Source organism: Tenericutes bacterium MZ-XQ (genome assembly GCA_002838205.1).
Classification (GTDB): domain Bacteria; phylum Bacillota_I; class Bacilli_A; order Acholeplasmatales; family Acholeplasmataceae; genus Mariniplasma.
The window spans coordinates 1,676,812-1,698,353 of the sequence record CP017950.1; the positions used below are offsets into that span (position 1 = coordinate 1,676,812).

The window sequence follows — 21,542 nt, forward strand, 5'->3', positions numbered from 1 at the left end:
ACGTTGCACACTTTTTATGTCAATCTTAATAAATGATAAACGATCAATCCGTCCATGAACTTTCTTACATCAAATCCAGTCGTTTGATAAAATTTGTCCAATCGTTGCGTTAATGTATTTCTGTGAACATATAATGCTTTTGCTGCTAAACCAACATTTTGATTGTGCTCAAGAAATGTCTTAATTGTTTCTAACATAATTTGATCATGCATAAATTTTCCAAATACAAAAGCTTTAAATGACTTATTCAAATGATCAATAAAATGAAGCATGATGATATGATCATCTAAATAAGTGTATAAGTTAAAACTAATCGTCTTGAGTTTATTCTTAATAAAATCAAGACTTCGCTCCAAATCTTCTTTTAAAATATATCTGTGAGATTCATATAATCTAAAATCAACAAGAGTATCTTGAGATAGATTAATGATGACATCTTTTAAAGAATGTTCCAAATCATGATTAAAATATATGATCAGTTGATGATCATACTTGTCAACTTTATCAATATCAATAAACTCTGAAAAAAGCGATAGCAACATCGACTCATATTGATCAATATTTAGTTTGCTTTCAATCACAATAAACTTATACATAAATACCACCTTTATGTAGAAAAAACTTTATCTAAAAACTCAGAAATAACAAGATAGTCTATAAGTAAAGCATGTTCAACACCATATGAAACTTGAATACCTATCAACTCTAGTTTCAAGTTAAAAACAGGACTTCCAATTGCACTTTCAAGACTTTTGATCTCTACATAAGACGCTTCATTTTGATATAAGAAAAACCCGAGTTTTTGCAAGTTTAAGACCGTATCAGCGTTTGAGATCATGATAACTAACTCTTTATTCATTGGATGAAATTTTGCAAGTTGAGCTTTAGGATATGCAGTACCTGCTTTTTCAACTCGAATCACACATAACTCTTCATCATGATCATATAGCTCACCTTCTAAAAGGTTACCATATGCATCATAAAGACTATAATCAATAGAAGTTGCACGTTCATCAACCTTTTCATACGTAGTCAATAAATACATATACTTAAGATCATTCTCAACTAGAGTTGCAGTTTGGTAAGATCTACTCGTAACTCTATTAAAAGTATTTTTGGTTTCTATTACAAGCATGAATACAGAAAGTGTTGTTTGATTTGTGACATTGTTCATCAGTGCTTTAAAATCATCAAAGTCAACTGCATCATGTGTTATATACTGGTTGTATTGATCTGAAAGCATAAGATACTCTTCTGTATCTTCTTCAACCACAATCATGCCACAACTTTGCAATAAAATGACGAGCATAACCACAATGAGACCTAATATTTTTTTCATGATGTCACCTCGTCTTCAAGTAAAAACTCATAAAGCTCAAAAAACTCAAAAACTTTTTCGGTTGGTACGACAAAAGCAAACGTTGAAGTATCTTGATTCTCTCTAAAATTTCCAGCAAAAATAACACCAACGATTTCATATGCTTCATTAATAACAACACTACCACTACTTCCTGTTTCAACAGGAGCGTCGATAATATAAATTTCAAAATCGATGGCAGATATACCCCCAGATTCGAGGTCAACTTGATCAATATCAACTAGTTTTCCAATGGTAATTCCATGAATTTGTCCATTTGGATATCCAATCACATAAACAGGATCGCTGTAATTCAACATATCTTCATCAAAAACTAAAACATGAAGCACGTCATCCTCTTTAGGAAAAGACAATATTGCAAGATCATAAGCAGGATCAGCTACAATTAACTCAGCTTGATATGCCTGACTTAAATAATCATACACTGTAATTGTTGCATAAAAACCATTAGACTCAATCACATGATAATTCGTGATGACATAATAATTCTCATCATCTTCATGAAAAATAAATCCAGAACCTGTGGAAGTCGTCTGACTTAACGGAATTGTTCGATTCACTTTAACAATCGCTGGAATCACATGCTGATTCAAATCATTATATGTTTTTATATAATCTTCGTATATATCATTTCGAGCATAAACATCCTGTTGGTATTGCATTAAAAGATCATCATATGTTACTTGTCTAACACAAGACGATAATCCAGTCACGATTAAAATGAAAACTGCTAGAATCAATAATTTTTTCATGAAATCACCTTATGTCTATTTTACGCTAAAAATGGTACAAAAAAAAGGTATTTATTTCAAACAAATACCTCTTTTAAAATTTTTATCCAATTGAGCCTTCCATTTCAAGTTTAATCAGTTGATTTAACTCGATTGCATACTCCATAGGTAGTTCTTTTGCAAATGGTTCTATAAAGCCCATAACTATCATTTCTGTAGCTTGTTCTTCAGTTAAACCACGGCTCATGAGATAGAATAATTGTTCTTCACTGATTTTCGATACGGTTGCTTCATGTTCTAAGAAAACATCGCTATTTTTTACAACATTTGTTGGAATCGTGTCACTAAATGAATAGTCATCTAAAATGATTGTGTCGCATTCGACATGCGCCTTAGCACCTTTTGCTTTCTTACCAAAATCAACTTTACCACGATAGTTCACTGATCCACCACCACGACTAATTGATTTTGAGATGATGGTTGATGTTGTGTTAGGTGCAACATGAATCATTTTTGCACCAGCATCTTGGATTTGACCTTGACCAGCAAAGGCAATTGAAATGGTTGTTCCTTTTGCTCTTTCGCCTAATAATACACAAGATGGATATTTCATATTAACACTTGAACCAATGTTTCCATCAATCCATTCCATATGTCCATTTTCATAGACAAATGAACGTTTTGTTACTAAATTAATGACGTTATTACTCCAGTTTTGAATCGTTGTATAGCGACATGTTGCATCTTTATGTACAACAATTTCGACGATCGCTGCATGAAGGGAATCTTTTGAATATGTTGGAGCTGTACATCCTTCGACATAATTGACATATGCGCCTTCTTCAACGATGATGAGTGTTCTTTCAAATTGACCCATTTGTTCTGAATTAATTCTAAAATATGATTGTAATGGTTTCGGTACTTTCACACCTTTAGGTACATAAATAAATGATCCACCACTCCAAACTGCACTGTTTAATGCTGCATATTTGTTATCACTGTATGGTATGACAGTTCCAAAATACTTTTTAACAAGTTCAGGGTGCTCTCTTAAAGCTGTATCTGTATCTACATAAATAACACCTAAATCTTCTAGTTCTTTCATGGTATTATGATACACAACTTCACTTTCGAACTGTGTAGATACACCTGCTAAATAATTTCTTTCGGCTTCTGGAATACCTAATTTTTCAAAAGTATCTTTAATTTCTTTAGGCACTTCATCCCAACTAGTTTCTGCTCTTTCGCTTGCACGTAAGAAATATGTGATTTCATCAAACTTGATGAAAGATAAATCTGGTCCCCATGATGGGTTTTGAAGTTCTAAAAACTTATGGTAGCTTTTTAAACGGAAATCCAACATCCATTCTGGTTCATTTTTATATTTAGAAATAGCTCTAATAATGTCTTCATTAAGACCTTTACCAGTGTTAATAAGTGCTTTACTTTCAGTTTTAAAACCGAACTTGTAATCACCAACAATGGCATCTATTTTCTTTTTATTGTCATCCATCATTTATCTTGATCCTCCTTTATTTTTAATAATCCTTGTTCAGCTGCTTTCCATGCTAATGTTGCACATTTAATTCTTGCAGGAAACTGAGATACACCTTGATATACAATCGCATCTCCTTTAAGAATATCTGGATTATATGGATATCCTTTAATCAGCTCGTAAAATTCATGAATAATATCAGTAGCCTCACCGATGTCTTTGTTTTTTAATGATTCACTCATCACACTAGCACTTGAACAACATATTGAACACCCTGTGCCTTGATGTTTAATATCAGTGATTTTATGATCCTCAACTTTGAGTTGAACTGTCATTTCATCACCACAGCTAGGGTTATTTAAATGTACAGTCATGTATGATGGATCTGCGATAAATCCTTTATTTTTAGGGTTTTTATAATGTTCCATAATGACTTGTCTATAGAGTTGTTCTAAGTTCATCTTGACCTTGTATACTCAAAACTGTAATAATAGTTAGAGTATAACTTCCTTTCTTTCTATTGTTATAATTAAATTAAGCACTGTGGATTTGTGTCATTTATATATAGCTTTGACTATTGGAGGAGACTCTTACCACAGTTCTTATTTTTAATGTCAATCAGTAAGTTAGCGCTTGACGCTTCATCACAAGACTACATAAATAAGAAATCTGTGACTTACCCAGTGCTAAAACTTATATTGGAGGTGTTTTTATGTACTTAATCGGAATTGATATCTCTAAGTACAAACACGACTGCTTCATAGCTACTGAAGCAGGTATTCAAATCAAAGCATTCAGCTTTGATAACAATCGTTTAGGTTTCGATTTATTTCTTGAGGTCTTAAAATCTTTAGATCAGTCAAAAGAAATAAGAATAGGTCTTGAGTCAACAGGACACTATGGATCAAACCTTAAACAGTTTATCACGGCATCTGGTTATACTTATCTGGAATTTAACCCTTACTTAACGCACATGTTTTCCAAGGCATTATCGTTACGTAAGACAAAGACAGATAAAGTTGACGCCAAAACGATTTCAAGTATGCTAGGTTCTGTTGACTACAAGACCTTACATACTAAATTTTACCACATCAACGAATTAAAACAACTGGTAAGGTATCGTCATGTTCAAATGGTCAATCGTTCTAAAACACTCATTGAACTGACAAACATCCTTGATCGTATCTTTCCTGAGTTTAAACCTTTTTTTAACGAAAGACTCTCTAGTAGTGCGATGTTCATCCTTAAAAAGTTCAAATCCAGAGCAAGAATTTCGAAACTTTCTAACAATGACTATGAATCCATTAGAAGTCACTCTAAAGGCAGATTATCTTATGTTAGAGTTCAAAAACTTAAATCTTTAGCTAAATCATCAGTTGGATATGAAACTCAGTCTGATCTGTTACTTCTTAAACACTCCATAAAACACTATGAGACGTTAACTGAAATCATTGAATCTGTTGAACATGAAATCATCCATCTCATGGAAAATATCAATCAAACACTGACAACCATTCCAGGTCTCAACATCATCTCTGCAGCAATTATCATCGCCGAACTTGGTGATTTTAAAAACTTTACAAATCCAGCTCAAATTGTTTCATTTGCTGGACTGGATACATCTGTCAATCAATCAGGAACAATAGAAACCAGAGGACATATCGTCAAACGTGGATCCGGATTACTTAGAATGACTTTTTGGCAAATCACTTTTGCGGGCTTAAGATTGAATCCTAAACTCTATGATTATTACCTTAAGAAACGTGCTGAAGGTAAACATCATAAAGTCGCCATGGTTCACTCTGTTAGAAAACTAATACGCACGATATACTATTTAGGTGTCAACCAACTGACATTTGATCATTCACATTTCAAATAATCAAATGAGGGTGTAGCTACCTCTTATTTGTTCATAAAACTTATATAGGCTTCCATGTGAGGTCTTTTACTATTTTTTATCATTTATTGCTTGACTTATTATAGTAAGTCTCCTAAAATGATGAGAAAAAATCTTTTGCTGCTTTAATGCTTGAAACTAATACATCACAATCATTAAAGTCATTATAAATATGAAATGATACTCTAAGTGTAGAGTTTACACCTAAGAATCTAGAAACTAACTGAGCACAATGATGTCCTGCTCTGACACTTACTTGATATTGATCTAACATTGTTGCAATGTCATGTGGATGTATATCTTCGATATTAAACGTAATCGTTGAAATATCTGCCTCTTTATTATATATGGTTAAACTATCAATTTCCTCAAGTTTTTTGATGGTATAATCTCTAAGTGCCATTGTATGTTCATGGATATTTTCATATCCTACTTTTTGAATGTAATCAACAGCTGCAGATAAACCAATCGCACCACTAATAATCGGTGTTCCTGCCTCAAATCTTAAAGGCGCTTCTTTCCACGTTGCATGATCTTTAAAGACTTGATCTGCCATTTCTCCACCGTATTCTACGGGTTCTAACATGTTGAGTAGATGGTTTTTTCCAAATAAGACACCTATACCAGAAGGACCAAACATTTTATGACCTGAAAAAGCCATATAATCAACATCTAAAGCCTTTACATCAACTGCCATGTGTGGAACAGCTTGTGCGGCATCTAAAACGACTATAGCCCCATTAGCATGTGCTAGACGTATGATTTCTTCGATAGGCGTTTGATATCCCATGACATTTGACACATAGGTTAATGCTACAACTTTAGTTTTATCACTTAAGACCTTCTTAAATGACTCAACTGTAATTCTACCTTCTTTTGTAAGAGGAACATAAGTTAAGGATGCACCGGTTTTTTTAGCGGTCATCATCCACGGAAGAATTGATGAGTGATGTTCTAATTCAGATGTGATAATCTCATCATCTTCCTTTAAAATATCACGATACGCATAAGCAACCATATTAAGTGCTGATGTAGTTCCTCTTGTAAAGATGATTTCGTCTTCGTTTGCGCCGATGAACTTAGATACATTTGTTCTAGATGCTTCATAAAGTCTTGTTGCTTCATACGCTAGGTCATAAGCACCACGATGCACATTTACACCTAAATATTGGTAGTATTGATCAACTTGATCAATGACAGATTTCACCTTTAAAGATGATGCTGCTGAATCAAGATATGTCAATTTAGGTTCTTTACTATATATAGGAAAATCTTGTCTTATTTTTTTTACATCTATCATATTCTTGAGTTTACAAGATTTACAAATCTTTCTCTTAATGGTTCATCATCGATTTCATCAATGATTGGTTTTAAGAATCCATTAATAATTAATTTTTCAGCTTCAGCTCTATTCAATCCTCTACTTTGCAGATAATAAAGTTGTTCTTCTTCGATTCTACCAATGGTAGCACCATGACCAGCTTTAACATCATATTCATCAATAAGTAGTATTGGATTTACTTCGACAACAGCCTTATCTGAAGTAATAATACCTTTTAAGGTTTGGAAAGCATTTGCATTCTTCATACCTTTCTCAATTTTTTCAACACCATTAAGTAATATTCTACCTGATTTATTTGCTATGCCTATGTTTGTCATATTACCAAATGTGTTCGGTGCTTTGTGTACAATCAATACATCAATACTTTGTTTATGTTCATCTGATGATACTGCAACAGCTCTCATATTAACTTCGGCACCTTCACCAATAAGATCTACATGCATTTTCGCTTCGATGACATTGCTTACAAATCCACCAATTAAATCTAATTTTGCATCTCTATGTGCTGTAAAATAATGTTCTAGCAATGCTTTGTTACTTTCTAATTCACTAACAAGTAAATATTTAACTTGACTATTATCTTTTGCGATTAAATTAAGCTTATACGTGTTTTCTATTAAATCTGTACTTGCAATTTCTAAAATGATTTTAATACTTGTATGTTCTGATACGATGATTGTCAAATCCTCGTTGTTATCGTCTTCAATCGTTATTTTTATAGGATCTGGGTAATGGTTATTTTTAGGAATGATTAATTTTTGATTTTCAAAAACAAACCCGCTTGGAATGTTTGATGTTATTTCATGATTCTTAATAACAATTGATTCCATTACGCTTCCTCTACTTCAAAATCTATACCTAATTCATCCTTGATCCATTCGTAACCATTTTTATCAATTTTTTCGATAAGTTCTTTTCCACCACTCATTACAATCTTACCATCGATCATAATGTGTACATTAGTTGGTGTAATATGATCTAGGATACGTTGATAGTGTGTAATCAAGATACATCCAAACTCATCATTAACCATACCACTTACATTTTCACCAACAATTTTTAATGCGTCTACATCTAATCCTGAATCTATTTCATCAAGAATTGCAAATTTAGGTTTTAATACTTTAAGTTGAAGAATCTCATTTCTTTTTCTTTCTCCACCACTAAAACCTTCATTTAAATAGCGATGCGCTAAGTCTGGTCTCATTTTTAATTCTTCAACCATTTTTTCATACTTAATCGCAAAGTCAAACAATCCAACCTCTTGACCTGAAGTTGCCTTAAGTGCTTGACGCATAAAATCACTATTTGTAACACCTGGAACTTCCGCTGGATATTGCATAGCTAAAAATAAGCCCGCACGAGCTCTTTCATCAACTTCCATCTCAAGAATGTTTTCACCATCTAAAAATGCTTCACCTGAAGTAATTTCATATTTTGGATGTCCCATCAGTGCACTCGCAAGTGTTGATTTCCCAGTACCGTTTGGACCCATAATTGCATGAACTTCTCCAGAATTAACTAAAAGATTTACGCCTTTTAATATCTCTTTGCCTTCGATTTCTACATGAAGGTTTTTGATTTCTAATTTTGCCATAATTTCCTCCTTATTTACCATTACTATTATAAACTATTTCCCAAAATATATCTAATAATATACTAACTATATCGATAAATCATAGGGAAACGTTTTCAATGAAAATTTTATGTAAATTTACATTGACTTTCAATTTTTTATGTTATTATATATGTGTAGTCGTTGACCTTTTATATCAACATACTGCAATTAATGTATTTTTCTCCCAAAATACAGCGTGTTACTTACGCTTGATATACTTGGACTGCCATCCACAGGTATCATCATAAAAAAGTTAACTCCCTAAAAAAATGGACTTCCTAAGAAGTCCTTTTTTATTTTATTAATCAAGGGTCACTCTTTTTGTTGTTTATTCTATGTTTTTATCATGGGTTGTGTGATAAGACAAGATCTAAATCCTCTGGATTCCAACTTGATGTCCATGTCTCTGGAACTGAAGCCATTTGTAAGTAAATGGTTAGATTAGAGCATCCATAAAAGACATAATGTCCCATCGTTACTAAATTATTTTGTAGATATATTTCATCAAGTGCCAAACATCCTCCAAATGCCCCATCATCAATGGTTTGTAGAGATGCTGGTAAATTCACTTCATTTAAACTTGAACTGCCATAAAATGCATAAGCTTTTATCTCTAATACGCCTTCACTTATCGTAACTGTTTCAAGTTCACTATTTCCATAAAATGCATATTCACCAATTGAAGTGACTGTACCTGGAATCACGATATTTTTTAACATCTGATTGTTATAAAATGCGTGATCTCCTATTTCTGTTATATCGTTTGCGAATGTAACTGTTGTTAGACTTTCACAACCATAACATAAATCAGATTGAATTTTCTTAACTTGATTTGGTATGTTTAATTCAGTTAATGCTGTATTTCCGTAAAATGCTCCACTACCAAGAAATGTTAGATTACTTGGTAAATCAATGCTTGTCAAGCTTGTATTATACTCAAATGCTCCACTACCAATATGGGTTATACTATTTGGTAATGTAATCTGTTCTAAACTTGATGCACCACTAAATGCACGATCTCCAATGCCAACTAATGTACTAGGCAAAGTAATATTTTTTAAAGATCTTGCTTGTTGAAACAAGTGAGGACTTAAACTTGTGATGGAATTAGGAATTGAAACATTATCCAATTGATAATTATTTTTAAATGCACCTTCACCAATATGGGTGATTTGATTATGAAGACTAATACTTTCTAAGTTGATTGCTCCTAAAAAAGCCTCTTTACCTATATAAATGATGTGATTAGGTACTGTAAATGTTGTTAAACTATAATTATTTTGAAATAAATTATCACTGATTTTACTGATGTTAGTTGATAAACTGACTTCAGCTAAATACGGAGCGTTTGCAAACGCAAAACTTCCTATAGTAGATACACTATCTGGGATTTCAAGCGATGTGAAATGATTAGCCATGAATGCACCAGAACCTATACTGAGTACACCATATGGAATCTCAATTTCTGATAAAGCATATGTATAAGCAAAAGCTTGATCACCAATGGAAGTAACCGTATTTGGTATCTCAATTTGATTGAGTTTGGTTGCTCCAAAGAATAACTCATCAGGGATACTCGTCATATTATCCGGTAAGTCTACACTTGTTAAACTACTGGCTCCATAGAAAACTCCAGTTGATAAAATGATATCCTTTGGCAACTCAATTTCTACAAGATTTCTCGTATGTGCAAATGCATAATCTTTAATTTCTATGATGTCGTCGTGTACAATAACACTTTCGATGGGTTCTCCGTAAAATGCTGATGGTCCAATAGAAACGACTTTTTGATTATTGATTCTTTTAGGAATCTCAACATGAGTATCTGATGATCGATAAGCTGCGATTTCTACTCCGCCATCAACTTCTCTAACAATAAACTTTTTCCCAGGTGTTTCAAATGATAATGCTGCAAAAGTCAATACGAGTATGAATAAACCTGATACAAATATGACGATATTTTGTTTCTCTTTTTCACTGATAAATAAAAGAATACCTCCAAAGAAAACAAAGAATCCAATGGTAAACATCATGGTAATTGGAATCCATGTGATGCCATTAAAATATGGAATGATGGTCGAAATCGGGATAATTAGAAGCGTTGTTAAGAAAAACGAAGTCCAGTTCATAATATAAGCAAAACTCTTACGATGCCAATAATGTTGTGTACCTATAATTGAAAAAACGGCAATTGTCACACCAATAACAAATACACTAATCCATAAAATGTTAAAAATAATACCGATTGTGATTGCTATAATCATGACAATGAGATTGATCATCAAGTCTCTTTGACTGAGTTTGCTATACTTAACTTTTTGCTGTGATAAAAAATCACCTTCTTGAGCACCTTGCCTGTAGCAATCCAGTGCTAAATCATGATCTCTTTTAATACCAACACCAAATTGATACTTCAACCCTTTTCTATAGTGTTCGTTATCGTTATCATGTCTTCTTGAAGCTCTTTTTCTGTATTTCCTAAGTAATCTCACAATATCATACCCTCTTTTCTAAAAATATATAACAAGCAATAAGACCGCAGGAATTAATAGAATAAATGTGGAAATAAAAATTACTTTATAATAATAACTAGGAATCGGATCATCTTCAATTTTTTTCATATATGTATAATAATCTATTTTTGGTTTCTTACCTGTAATCATTAGGAAAAATGATTTTGTTGAATAAATGATAGAAGAAAATATGTTTAAATTATAAACAAAGAACGTCCATCCTATAAAAAATTCTATAACGACAACAAGCCACAAAGCATCAGTAATTGCCAATAGGCTGGTATCATTTTGCCAAATCAGTCCAAATATGAATAACAGTATTGAAACAACAGTCATTACTAGTGCGCTTATCAAATGTTTTTTGATTGCTTTTCTTCTTTTCAGCTTACGTATTTCTTCAGCGCTTTTTTTAGGAGCTTGTGCTTCAGATATTTCTTCTTCTAGATCATCTTCTATTAGAAAGTTTTCTTGTTCATCAAGCATAATCTTTTGCTCATCTTTCATCTATATGTATAAGATTTCTCATGAAATCTTTACTCCTTTCGTTGTTTGTATGTTACTCACATACATCGCTAGTTGTCATTCACCCTTATTTTACTATACTTTTTGATTTGTTGACAACTATAATAGTAATACTTGCTTGGATATCTCTTTATTGGACAAAGAAAATATGCCATACCTTGTTCATTTGAGTATCCAATATTAATATGAATTAAATGTTGATTGTTATGTTTATAGTTTACAATTTGATTAATCTCATTTTTCGCATGATCATCTATCTTCTCATAGCGTTTAAACTGAAAAAACAAATGTTTGCTCACTTTGTCATGTTCATCATACTCTCTAAGCTTTTCCTCGACATGTTTTTGAAGTTCTTCGTTATAAAAGTCGACATCTTTATGTTTTGCAACAACGACAACATTCATGACATGACCAGACTTAGAAACATTTTTGAGCTTAGTTAAGAACTGCAGATAGACAATGTAGTCATTAGTTTCTAATGTCTTTGTATATCCATCAGTTTCAAATTGTGAAAGCCACGATTTTGTATAAAGTTTGCCATTAACTTTCTGGATGCCTTCTTGATAGGTGAGCATATGATAATAATCATAATACATACTATAATAAGAAAGTTTACCCCTTAGTAAATTAACATAAACCAAATATCCGATGATTAGTGGAATATAAATACTCAGCAGAATATCTGGGTTAATATTTAATACAAAATTAAAAAATGCCCACAGGATTAAAAACACTACAGGGGGTATAAGAGTAAAAAAGAGAATTTTGTTTCTCTTTTTTTTGTAGTGTTTTAGTTGTTCAATTGGCTGACTTACTTGATTTGCCATATAGCGTAAACCGTCAATCTTTGAGATCTTGTAAATATTTCTCCATTGACATACCAAGTACCTTCACCATCAGAGCGTGAATTCCAACCAAGGAACACATAACTATCTGTATCTTCCATATCAGGGAAATCTATAACATCTCCATAAGGTATAGATATTGAATTTGGACTTGCAGGTCCACCTTCAACTGGATAATTTGCTCTAAATGAAACTGTTACAATAATTGGATCCCAATGTGCATATAAATAAAGATCTTCTGTTTGATCTTTTGGAGTATTTTGATAACCTTTATCACCAGGAATGGTTGATGACTCATCTTCCCAATCATATGTATACCAAGCTAAGAATGTATAACCTGTTCTTCTTGCTGTTGGTAAAACAAATGAATCTCCAGCAGTAAACTGTGTCGGATAATCATCTGTTAACATCGTACCACCGTTTAGATCAAAATATAAGTTTAAAATTTGTGGTTCCCATCCTGCATAAAGAATGATTGTCTTATCACCAAGGACATCATTTTCAAAGTCCCATAATTCTGTTTTTTCAATATCTTTATACCAACCTGTAAAAGTATAGCCACTTCGTTCAGGTAAATCTGGTTGTTCAATCTTTTCACCTTGTTTTAAATCTATATAAGAATCTACAGATGTTACATTATTACCAGCAAAAAATAAAACGTTAATTAGTTTTTCATCATTTCCATTATCTCTACATGATGCTAATACTAGTAAGTTAACCATGAGGAATACTACAAGAAGTATTTTTTTCATTTCTTAGTTCCTCCTGTTTTTTTAGTTTCTTTCTTAGGTTTAGCTTCTTGATTTGATGCTTTATATATTTTTTTATATTCAACAAACTCTTGTTCATTGGCATAAATTAAATGCCCTTCAGCTAATTCTCTAAGTTCAGGTTTATTAATCCTATAATCATGCATTCTTGGATTATAGTCGATTCTCTTTCTGCCTTTCTCGTAGTCAGGATCTGGTTGAGGTATCGCAGAAAGCAATGATTTTGTATATGGATGCATCGGATTGTTGAATAATTCTTCTGCTGGTGCAACCTCTACAATTTTACCATAGTACATAACTGCTATTCTATCACAGAAAAATCTTACAACAGATAAATCATGTGCGATAAATAGTATTGTAAGTCCAAGTTCATCTTTTAATTTTGTTAATAAGTTGATGACTTGAGCTCTAATAGAAACGTCTAATGAAGAGATTGGTTCATCAGCAATGATAACACTTGGATTCATAATAAGTGCTCTTGCGATACCAATTCTTTGTCTTTGACCACCACTAAACTCATGTGGATATCTTGTACCATATTCAGCACTTAACCCAACTAACTGAAGTGCTTCTCCAACTTTTTTGCTAATTTCTTCATCAGTGTAACCACCTTGAATAATTAAACCTTCTCCAACAATTTCTTTAACAGTCATTCTTGGATTTAATGAAGAAATTGGATCTTGGAAGATCATTTGCATTTTTCTTGAGTTTTCTAATGCTTCGTGAGACTTATTAGTCTTTTTAATTTCATCAATAATATCTTTTTGTTCTTTGATTTTTTCTTTAGCTTCTTGCTTGATTTGTTCAACTAAGTTTTTATCAACAACCGTACTAGTACTATCTTTTGAAATACCGTCAATAAGGTTTTTGTATTCTTGTTTGACTTGATTGATTTCGGCTAATTTTTCATCAGCCTTTTGTTTGTAACTTAGTTTAATCTTTTTAAGCTCATTATTGATCTCAGTTTTGTTTGGATATACAACGCTACGTTTTTGCTCTAGATATTGCTTTTTAAGTTCGGCTTTTTCTTGATTTCTTTGAGCTTTTAATTGCTTAATTTGTTCGTTTGCAGCTTTGTGATCAATAATATCATTTTCAGCATTTTTAATTAAAGGTTCATATTTAGCATCAATTTGAGCTTTGAGCTTCAAATACTCTTCCTTTTGAACTTCCATTCTTTCTTTAATAACTTCTGCTTTTAAAGCAGCTGATTCTTTTAATGCTTCAATTCTTCTTTGATATCTTCTTAAAGCGAGTTTTAGTTCGTAATCATATTCTTTTGCAGCAGTATTATTGATGTGGCCAAGAATTTCATTCTTTTTAAGATGAAAATTATAATCTACATTTTCTACATCCAAATTGAACTTGTTTTTCAGTTCATACAATGTAGCATTGTAGTTTTCAATTGGATCTTGTGCCTTTTTAAGGTCGATTTTTTCTTGCTTTCTAATGCTTTCTAAATCACCTTTTAAAAGCTCAATTTTTTGGTTCAACTCTTTCTTTAGATCAAGAACCTTGCGGTTATATTCATTTAATGAAGCAATCTTTTCTTTTGCTTCTTGTTTAATTTCTTTAATTCTAATTTTGTTACCTTGGTATCCTGCAGAAATGCGAACGCCATCTAAATCAATCGTTCCATCTGTTGGTGTATATAACTTAATGATTGTTCTTCCTGTTGTAGTCTTTCCACATCCAGATTCACCAACTAAACCAAAAACTTCTCGTTTGTGCACATCAAAAGATACACCGTCTACTGCTGGTACAGCAAGTTTGTTTTTACCAGTACCAGAGAAAAAATATTTTCTTAAGTTTTTGACTTCTAAAACTTTTTTTGAATAATCAACAGTTGAAGTATTTTCTTTTTTCATTATTTTACACTCCCTCTGTTTTCTTTTAATCGCTTAACTGCATTTGGAACTTCACACTTAGGTGCATCTGGATGTAATAACCATGTAGCAGCGTAATGTGTATCTGATACCTTAAACATTGGAGGTTGTTCTTCAAAATCTATTTCCAATGCGTATTTATTTCTTGGTGCAAAAGCGTCACCTTTTGGTGGGTAAATCATATTTGGTGGAGTACCTTTAATCGCATCTAACTCTCTTGAAGTTGCTAAATTTGGCATAGATGATAATAATGCCCATGTATACGGATGTTTTGGATCATAGAAAACTTCATCAGCTTTTCCGATTTCAACAATTTTACCTGCATACATAACTGCAATTCTATCTGCAACATTTGCAACAACACCTAAGTCATGCGTAATAAAGATAACTGTTAAATCTCTTTTCTTTTTCAGTTCATTAATCAAATCAAGAATTTGACCTTGAATGGTAACATCTAATGATGTTGTTGGCTCATCACAAATAAGAATCTCTGCATTATTTGCTAGCGCAATAGAGATAACAATTCTTTGTCTCATTCCACCTGAAAATTGGAAAGGATATTGATTATATCTTTTCTCAGGTTCAGGAATACCAACAGATTTCATGAGTTCAATTGCTCTTTTTTTAGCCATTTCATCTGGCATACCAAGCTTGAATCTTAATGCTTCTGTAATCTGCTTACCGACACTAACAATTGGGTTAAGTGAACTCATTGGATCTTGGAAAATCATGGAAATTTTACTTCCGCGAATTTCATGCATAAGACTTTCATCAATTTGTAATAAATCTCTACCTTTGTACATGATTGTTCCGTCTTCATAAATTGAGTTACCAGCTAATAATCCCATAATTGCACGAGATGTAACACTCTTACCGGATCCAGATTCACCTACGATTGCCAAAGTTTCACCTTTATATAAATCGAAAGAAACACCTCTAATTGCATGTAAAATACCATATTGAGTTTTAAATGAGATCGCTAGATCTTTAACTTCTAAAATTTTTTCTGCCATTATTCTACTCCTCTCAATGATGGATTGAATGCATCTCTTAATCCGTTTCCAAACAAGTTAAATGCAATCATTAAAATTGAAATATATGTCGCAGGGAATAATAGTGTATGTGGATGTACTTGCATCACTGCTTGACCTTGTTGAATAAGCATACCAACACTGATTGCATCTTGGTAGTTAATAATACCTAAGAATGAGAATGTTGCTTCAGTAAAGACAAATATTGGAATTGCAAGAGCTAATCCTGTAACAATAAGTCCTAAAGTATTTGGGAATATATGTTTAAACATAATGCGTTTATCTGGCGCACCTAAAGTTCTCGCAGCTAAAACATACTCTCTATTTTTAAATCGATAAAATTGTAATCGACCTGTTCCATAAGAACCAATCCAGCCAGTTAACGTAAACGCTAAGACAATGACCCAGAATGGACTACCATATCTTAATGTTAATAAGGTTAATACAGCTAAGAATGGAATACCTGATACAATTTCAACAAAACGGTCAAACATTAAGTCTAATAGACCGCCATAATATCCAGCAATCGCACCTATCGTTAGACCAACAATTGAGTTAATCATAACAACAGCAACTGCCATTAAAATAGAGATTCTTGCACCTCTCCATAATTCAGTAAATAAATCACGACCTTCTCTAGTTGTTCCAAACCAGAAATATGTGTCTTCTGGAGTTTGATCTATGGATGTAAGGAATTGATTTAACCTAACTTCATATTGATAATACTTAATTGATGGATCATTTTGATCAGTAATCTCACGAATTGCTAATATATCAATAATATAGTTTTTTTCTAAATACTCATCAAAAACATCTTGTGTAAGTGTTCTTCTTACTTCCCCAAGAGGGTCAACGTTTTCGTTATTTGCTATATTCGTGTCAATAATACCAAAATATCTTTCTGGCATGAATGAAGTAATATAATTAGTATATGCATAATAATCTACTTTAACAGTTAAAGAATCTACATCAGCATAATCCGGATGATTTGGATCATCGATTAACTCTTGTGGCATACCTGACAAGATAATACCTTCACCAAATTCAGAATGATACATGTATGTTAAAAATCTTTTACCTCTAGTAACAGTTTTTGTACCATCAAAAATACCTAACTCTTCTAAAACTGGAATTTTCGGTGTTAAAAAACCAAGACGAACAGCATTAGTTGAGTCTCTTTCAGGCAAATCATATTTTTTCATATATGGACCGAAAATTACAAAAAACAACACTATACATATAATGATGAACGCTACGAGTGACGCTCTATTTTTCTTGAATCGATTCCATGAATCTTTATAATAACCAATTTCTTTTGTTTCTAGTGGTTGATCGAGTATTTTCTCATCAACTTCACGAGCGAAAACTAATTTACTCTTATCAATATCTATCATGATAACTTCCCACTTCCTACACGAATTCTTGGATCAAACAATGTATATGAAACATCATTTACAATTGCTGCAACTAAGCCAATAAATTGAGTAAATGTATTAACTAACATCAACAGCGGATAATCCCTACTTCTAAATGCTGATAAATAGATACGTCCAGTACCATCAACTCTAAAGATTTGTTCTGTAATGATACCACCATTAAAAACAAGTACTACGCCAATGAAAATCGCTGGCAAGAATGGTATAAGCGCATTTTTTAATGCGTGTCTAAAGACAGCTTGTCTCTTTGTTAATCCCTTAGAACGCGCTAGTAGCATATAATCTTGAGTTAACTGTTCAGTTAGCTCTGCGCGAACACTACGTGCAAAACCTGGAATGCTGGCAACAGTTAATACGATTACTGGTAATATATAAGTACTCAAGCCATACATCGTTCCAAGTTCTGCAAACTCAGATGCGGTGGCAATCTTATAATCTGGTGCCCATCCTAATCTAAAATAGAATAAATATTGTGATAATACAGCGACAACAAAAAATGGTACAGAGATAAAAATCATAATACCAATTGAAATAATGGTATCAGGCCATTTGTTTTTATTAAGTGCCGCAACTATACCTAATACAATAGCAAATGGTATAGATAATAAATAAGGTACAATATTGATTTGTACTGAAGCTGGAATTTTACTAAAATAAATCGTAGAAACATCTCTTCTCAAAATGTGTGAAAAACCAAATGATCCTTCAGTTACGATGTTTCTAATCCATAAACCAAACTGTACAACGATGGGTTGATCCCAACCTTCTCTGGCCTTATGAATTTCGTACCAATCGTTACCTTGTCCTGGTACAGGAACATAATTGTCTGGTAACATTTTAATGAAGATAAAGAATAAAAAGATGATGATAAAAAAGGTAATCACCATTAACCCCATTCTTTTTGCAAAATACTTTAACAACTTTCATCACTCCTCATGAATTGACTTTTTTAGTGTACTAAAAATATTCACATAGTGAATATGTGAAACTTCTAGACTATGATATCATAAAAACCTCAGTTTTTCAATAAGCATCATTGTCACAAATAACTTTTAGGAAAATTTGAAATTACGATTTAAAAGATTACTTAAAAAATGTGATAAATATATCACTTAATCTTACTTATGATCACCGAAGATTTTATTATATTTTTATAATAAATGTGATACTTTTTCAAGCTGGGTTAAACTTAGATAATTGAGTTTTTTCAAAGTCTATATTTAACTCAATTATCTAAATTTAATGAGCTTTATAGACAATATGAAGGGTATTTAGTTTGACTAAATACCCCTACATAGTAGTTCTCTAAATTATAAACTTATAATGAATCTTATTGTGCGTATGGATTATATAGTCCATCAGCGAAATCAGCATCAGTATTTAGGTAACGATATCTGTTTGGTCCCCAAATAAATGCGCCGTGATAGAATGGCCATGTGATTACAACGTTATCAGCATAAACGATAGCTGAAGAACGAGTAACTGTTGGAATTAAGTTAACCCAATCCATCATTGCTTCATGCATAGCTGCTACGATGTTATAAACATCTGTAGTTGCACCTGGGAATGGTTCTTTAGCAGTAGCATCAAATGGTGTAGAGTCAGCATATAGACTGATTGCTACATCTTGCATTGTTTCTCTAAGGATACCAGCAGGTTTAACAACTGCACCAGTGTCTGGGTCTGTTTCTTCTTGTAACCAGTTATACCATTTCATATAGTCTTCATTGTCGCCAATTTCATCTAAACCAAGTTCTTCTAAGAAAGCCCAAGTGTTAGATAGATCAACTTCTAAATCTTCAATCCAATATGATGCATAACCCTTTGGATTATCTTCAGAAATTGCAGATTTATCAAATGGATTAGCTAAACCAAAACCATGCCAGAATTCACCAGCAAAGCCACCGATAGCTCCATATTGCCATTGAATACCAGTTGAAGTACCAAAACCAACTGAAGTTAACACGATATCAAAGTCCATACGGTCTAATACTGCGTCATGAGCTTCTTGTGGGTTTGTAGAAATTTCAACAATCAGTTTATCTGTACCAAATAGTTCTTCAAAACTTTGTTTTACATATTGATATAATATAAGTTCAAATGGTCCATCTGTTCCTGCTAATTTAAGTGTAACAGGACCTGTATTTCCATCTGCTACCCAGTCATTGTAAGCTGCGTTGAATAAATCAACTGCTCTTGATGGGATGTAACCCATAGTTTCTGGATCAATATCTGCATTTTCAAGAACTTGGAAATATTGTGGTGATTCTGAGTAATATAGTGGATCTTGGTTATATGCTTTTGTATCCATAGGAACATGTAATAATGATGCAGTATTTGGTGCATAAACATTATTTGCATAATAAATTCTGTCGAAACCATAGAATAATGCTTGTCTAAAGCGTTTGTCTAACATGATTTCTGGAATTTCGTGTGTTCCACCGTATTCTGCAACAGAACCTCTAGTATTAAGAATAATATATTGAGGATATCCATCCCATTCTTTCTTAACATTTGGATTTTCTGCATATTGTGCATAATAATCTTGAGTTAATCCAGCAACAGATAATTGACCATCTTCAAATAATTGCATTCTTTGATCAACATCATCAACGATTTCAATAACTTGTGATTTATAGTTAATTGTACCTTTTAATACATAGTCATAGTTTTTATTCATTACAACTCTTTGGTTTTCATCCCAAGATTTAATGATATAAGCACCATATGATACATAAGGATTAGCAGGTGTACCATAAGTTGAATTTGTCTTATCAGCAGTTAATGAAGCTTCATAAGCAGCTGGTTCAACAAGTCTTAAGTTATTACCAAATCCAACAGCACTTGCTTGTGATACTGGTTCAAATGTAGTTACTGAGAATGTGTAATCATCAATAATTTCAAATCCAACTTGATCCCAAGTTGCTGTTCCAGTAAAGTATTCATAAGCATTTGCAATTGGATAACCACTTCTGTTTTCTTCAGTTTTGAAGAAAATATTAGAACGGAAGTTATTTTGAAGTGGATCTAGATATTGTTGTAAACTATATTCGAAAGTTTCAGCTGTAATCGCTACACCATTTTCAAACATTAAGTCTTCTCTAATATGGTAAGTCCATGTAGTATCCATAATACTGCTTGCAGCATCACGATTATATCTACCTTCTGGTGTTAAGTGTTCATCACCATTTGAATCGACAGGGAATCTTGTAGCACCGACTAAAATATTAACATAGTCTAAAGCTTCAATTGAGAATTCTCTATTTTCAATCTTAGAGAAATCGCCCATGTAATCAGCAACACCATCAGCGATTGCTGTTTCCCAGTCAACTTCTGTTGAATAAAGGGCAGTAGCCATTAAATCAACTAAAGCATCTTCATGACTCCAACGATAAACTAATGGGTTTAAGATTAATGCTGTATCAGCAGTTAAACTCCATGTATAAGTTTCGCCTGCAGCGTAGCTCACAGCTTTTGAATCAATTGGTTCCCAATAAGCATATAATGTTGTTGAATCAGTTACTTCAAGTGGGAATTCAATTGCACTTGATTCTAACCAAGTTAAACCTGGTCTACCAAAGAACCAACCACCGAACTCATAACCAGCTCTTGTAGGTGTAGGTGCACTAGTCACTGTACCACCATCTTCACCCAATAATACTGGATCTAAAGTCTCAGAAGTTTTAGTTTCAAAACTAACAACGACATTTAATGTCCAACCAGCATATAATGTTACATCTTCAGTAATTGGTGTTTCAAAATCAAAAGCGCTTGTTGCAGCTTCGTCTGTAAACCAACCAGTGAAACTATATGCCTTACCATCAACGCCTTCTCTTGTTGGTGCTGTAGGTTCAGTTACTAATGCATCTTCTTCAACTTCAACAGCAGGAACAGCAGTTCCACCTTGGCTATCGAATGTTACAGTAAATGATTTAGAACCACAAGCAGCAAGTAATACGCCTGAGATAAGTAAAAGCCATACTAATAAACTTTTTTTAATCATACTTTTTTCATTCCTCCATCTTTCTTTTATTTTTTACTATTATATCACGTTATTTGGAAATTTCTATAGTTTTCA

General features: G+C 32.7%; 18 protein-coding genes. 1 reads left to right on the plus strand and 17 read right to left on the minus strand.

Translation table 11 applies throughout. The annotated features are described in order from the left end of the window. Positions 1–14: 14 nt before the first annotated feature. The 5 genes from BK011_08400 to BK011_08420 form a co-directional block, all read right to left on the minus strand. A complete protein-coding gene (locus BK011_08400) occupies positions 15–596 on the minus strand; it encodes a hypothetical protein (GenBank protein AUD65703.1) in 582 nt (193 codons plus the stop codon). A gap of 11 nt (positions 597–607) precedes the next feature. Further along, positions 608–1,339 (minus strand): hypothetical protein, encoded by a 732-nt coding sequence (locus BK011_08405; GenBank protein AUD65704.1) that lies wholly within the window; start codon positions 1,337–1,339, stop codon positions 608–610. Then, complete coding sequence (locus BK011_08410) at positions 1,336–2,130, minus strand: hypothetical protein (protein AUD65705.1); 795 nt, start codon at positions 2,128–2,130, stop codon at positions 1,336–1,338. The genes BK011_08405 and BK011_08410 overlap by 4 nt, the downstream gene beginning before the upstream one ends. Positions 2,131–2,212: 82 nt before the next feature. Beyond that, a complete protein-coding gene (locus tag BK011_08415; protein ID AUD66176.1) occupies positions 2,213–3,622 on the minus strand; it encodes a Fe-S cluster assembly protein SufB in 1,410 nt (469 codons plus the stop codon). After that, positions 3,622–4,065: an SUF system NifU family Fe-S cluster assembly protein gene (locus BK011_08420; protein ID AUD65706.1), complete on the minus strand. Its 444-nt coding sequence runs from the start codon at positions 4,063–4,065 to the stop codon at positions 3,622–3,624. The genes BK011_08415 and BK011_08420 overlap by 1 nt, the downstream gene beginning before the upstream one ends. Positions 4,066–4,316: 251 nt before the next feature. On the opposite strand from BK011_08420, the gene BK011_08425 reads away from it, so the two are divergent. Further along, the gene (locus BK011_08425; GenBank protein AUD65707.1) at positions 4,317–5,483 is read left to right on the plus strand and encodes a hypothetical protein; all 1,167 of its coding nucleotides are present in this window, start codon (positions 4,317–4,319) and stop codon (positions 5,481–5,483) included. A gap of 112 nt (positions 5,484–5,595) precedes the next feature. Here the strand turns inward: BK011_08425 and BK011_08430 are convergent, their stop codons facing one another. The 12 genes from BK011_08430 to BK011_08485 form a co-directional block, all read right to left on the minus strand. Then, positions 5,596–6,801: a cysteine desulfurase gene (locus BK011_08430; GenBank protein AUD65708.1), complete on the minus strand. Its 1,206-nt coding sequence runs from the start codon at positions 6,799–6,801 to the stop codon at positions 5,596–5,598. Next, on the minus strand, positions 6,798–7,673 hold the full coding sequence (locus BK011_08435; GenBank protein AUD65709.1) for a hypothetical protein: 876 nt from the start codon (positions 7,671–7,673) through the stop codon (positions 6,798–6,800). The genes BK011_08430 and BK011_08435 overlap by 4 nt, the downstream gene beginning before the upstream one ends. Then, on the minus strand, positions 7,673–8,440 hold the full coding sequence (locus tag BK011_08440) for a Fe-S cluster assembly ATPase SufC (GenBank protein AUD65710.1): 768 nt from the start codon (positions 8,438–8,440) through the stop codon (positions 7,673–7,675). The genes BK011_08435 and BK011_08440 overlap by 1 nt, the downstream gene beginning before the upstream one ends. 365 nt (positions 8,441–8,805) lie before the next feature. Continuing rightward, on the minus strand, positions 8,806–10,953 hold the full coding sequence (locus BK011_08445; protein ID AUD65711.1) for a hypothetical protein: 2,148 nt from the start codon (positions 10,951–10,953) through the stop codon (positions 8,806–8,808). An 18-nt stretch (positions 10,954–10,971) separates the two neighbouring features. Beyond that, positions 10,972–11,478: a hypothetical protein gene (locus BK011_08450; GenBank protein AUD65712.1), complete on the minus strand. Its 507-nt coding sequence runs from the start codon at positions 11,476–11,478 to the stop codon at positions 10,972–10,974. 68 nt (positions 11,479–11,546) lie between these two features. Next, positions 11,547–12,092, minus strand: a complete 546-nt coding sequence (locus tag BK011_08455) for a hypothetical protein (protein AUD65713.1) — start codon at positions 12,090–12,092, stop codon at positions 11,547–11,549. A 215-nt stretch (positions 12,093–12,307) separates the two neighbouring features. Next, positions 12,308–13,093: a hypothetical protein gene (locus BK011_08460; protein AUD65714.1), complete on the minus strand. Its 786-nt coding sequence runs from the start codon at positions 13,091–13,093 to the stop codon at positions 12,308–12,310. Continuing rightward, entirely contained in the window at positions 13,090–14,979 is a 1,890-nt protein-coding gene (locus BK011_08465; GenBank protein ID AUD65715.1) for a hypothetical protein, read from the minus strand. The genes BK011_08460 and BK011_08465 overlap by 4 nt, the downstream gene beginning before the upstream one ends. Beyond that, entirely contained in the window at positions 14,979–16,010 is a 1,032-nt protein-coding gene (locus tag BK011_08470) for a peptide ABC transporter ATP-binding protein (protein AUD65716.1), read from the minus strand. The genes BK011_08465 and BK011_08470 overlap by 1 nt, the downstream gene beginning before the upstream one ends. Then, the gene (locus BK011_08475; protein AUD65717.1) at positions 16,010–17,422 is read right to left on the minus strand and encodes a hypothetical protein; all 1,413 of its coding nucleotides are present in this window, start codon (positions 17,420–17,422) and stop codon (positions 16,010–16,012) included. The genes BK011_08470 and BK011_08475 overlap by 1 nt, the downstream gene beginning before the upstream one ends. Continuing rightward, positions 17,419–18,384: a hypothetical protein gene (locus BK011_08480; protein ID AUD65718.1), complete on the minus strand. Its 966-nt coding sequence runs from the start codon at positions 18,382–18,384 to the stop codon at positions 17,419–17,421. The genes BK011_08475 and BK011_08480 overlap by 4 nt, the downstream gene beginning before the upstream one ends. A gap of 410 nt (positions 18,385–18,794) precedes the next feature. Next, entirely contained in the window at positions 18,795–21,467 is a 2,673-nt protein-coding gene (locus tag BK011_08485) for a hypothetical protein (GenBank protein ID AUD65719.1), read from the minus strand. Positions 21,468–21,542: the final 75 nt, after the last annotated feature.

Coding starts and splice junctions, on each gene's coding strand:
- BK011_08415 (AUD66176.1), bottom strand. CDS start 3,622: ATGGATGACAATAAAAAGAAAATAGATGCCATTGTTGGTGATTACAAG.
- BK011_08465 (AUD65715.1), bottom strand. CDS start 14,979: ATGAAAAAAGAAAATACTTCAACTGTTGATTATTCAAAAAAAGTTTTA.
- BK011_08440 (AUD65710.1), bottom strand. CDS start 8,440: ATGGCAAAATTAGAAATCAAAAACCTTCATGTAGAAATCGAAGGCAAA.
- BK011_08405 (AUD65704.1), bottom strand. CDS start 1,339: ATGAAAAAAATATTAGGTCTCATTGTGGTTATGCTCGTCATTTTATTG.
- BK011_08400 (AUD65703.1), bottom strand. CDS start 596: ATGTATAAGTTTATTGTGATTGAAAGCAAACTAAATATTGATCAATAT.
- BK011_08455 (AUD65713.1), bottom strand. CDS start 12,092: ATGTATTATGATTATTATCATATGCTCACCTATCAAGAAGGCATCCAG.
- BK011_08430 (AUD65708.1), bottom strand. CDS start 6,801: ATGATAGATGTAAAAAAAATAAGACAAGATTTTCCTATATATAGTAAA.
- BK011_08485 (AUD65719.1), bottom strand. CDS start 21,467: ATGATTAAAAAAAGTTTATTAGTATGGCTTTTACTTATCTCAGGCGTA.
- BK011_08410 (AUD65705.1), bottom strand. CDS start 2,130: ATGAAAAAATTATTGATTCTAGCAGTTTTCATTTTAATCGTGACTGGA.
- BK011_08475 (AUD65717.1), bottom strand. CDS start 17,422: ATGATAGATATTGATAAGAGTAAATTAGTTTTCGCTCGTGAAGTTGAT.
- BK011_08420 (AUD65706.1), bottom strand. CDS start 4,065: ATGAACTTAGAACAACTCTATAGACAAGTCATTATGGAACATTATAAA.
- BK011_08460 (AUD65714.1), bottom strand. CDS start 13,093: ATGAAAAAAATACTTCTTGTAGTATTCCTCATGGTTAACTTACTAGTA.
- BK011_08470 (AUD65716.1), bottom strand. CDS start 16,010: ATGGCAGAAAAAATTTTAGAAGTTAAAGATCTAGCGATCTCATTTAAA.
- BK011_08450 (AUD65712.1), bottom strand. CDS start 11,478: ATGAAAGATGAGCAAAAGATTATGCTTGATGAACAAGAAAACTTTCTA.
- BK011_08435 (AUD65709.1), bottom strand. CDS start 7,673: ATGGAATCAATTGTTATTAAGAATCATGAAATAACATCAAACATTCCA.
- BK011_08425 (AUD65707.1), top strand. CDS start 4,317: ATGTACTTAATCGGAATTGATATCTCTAAGTACAAACACGACTGCTTC.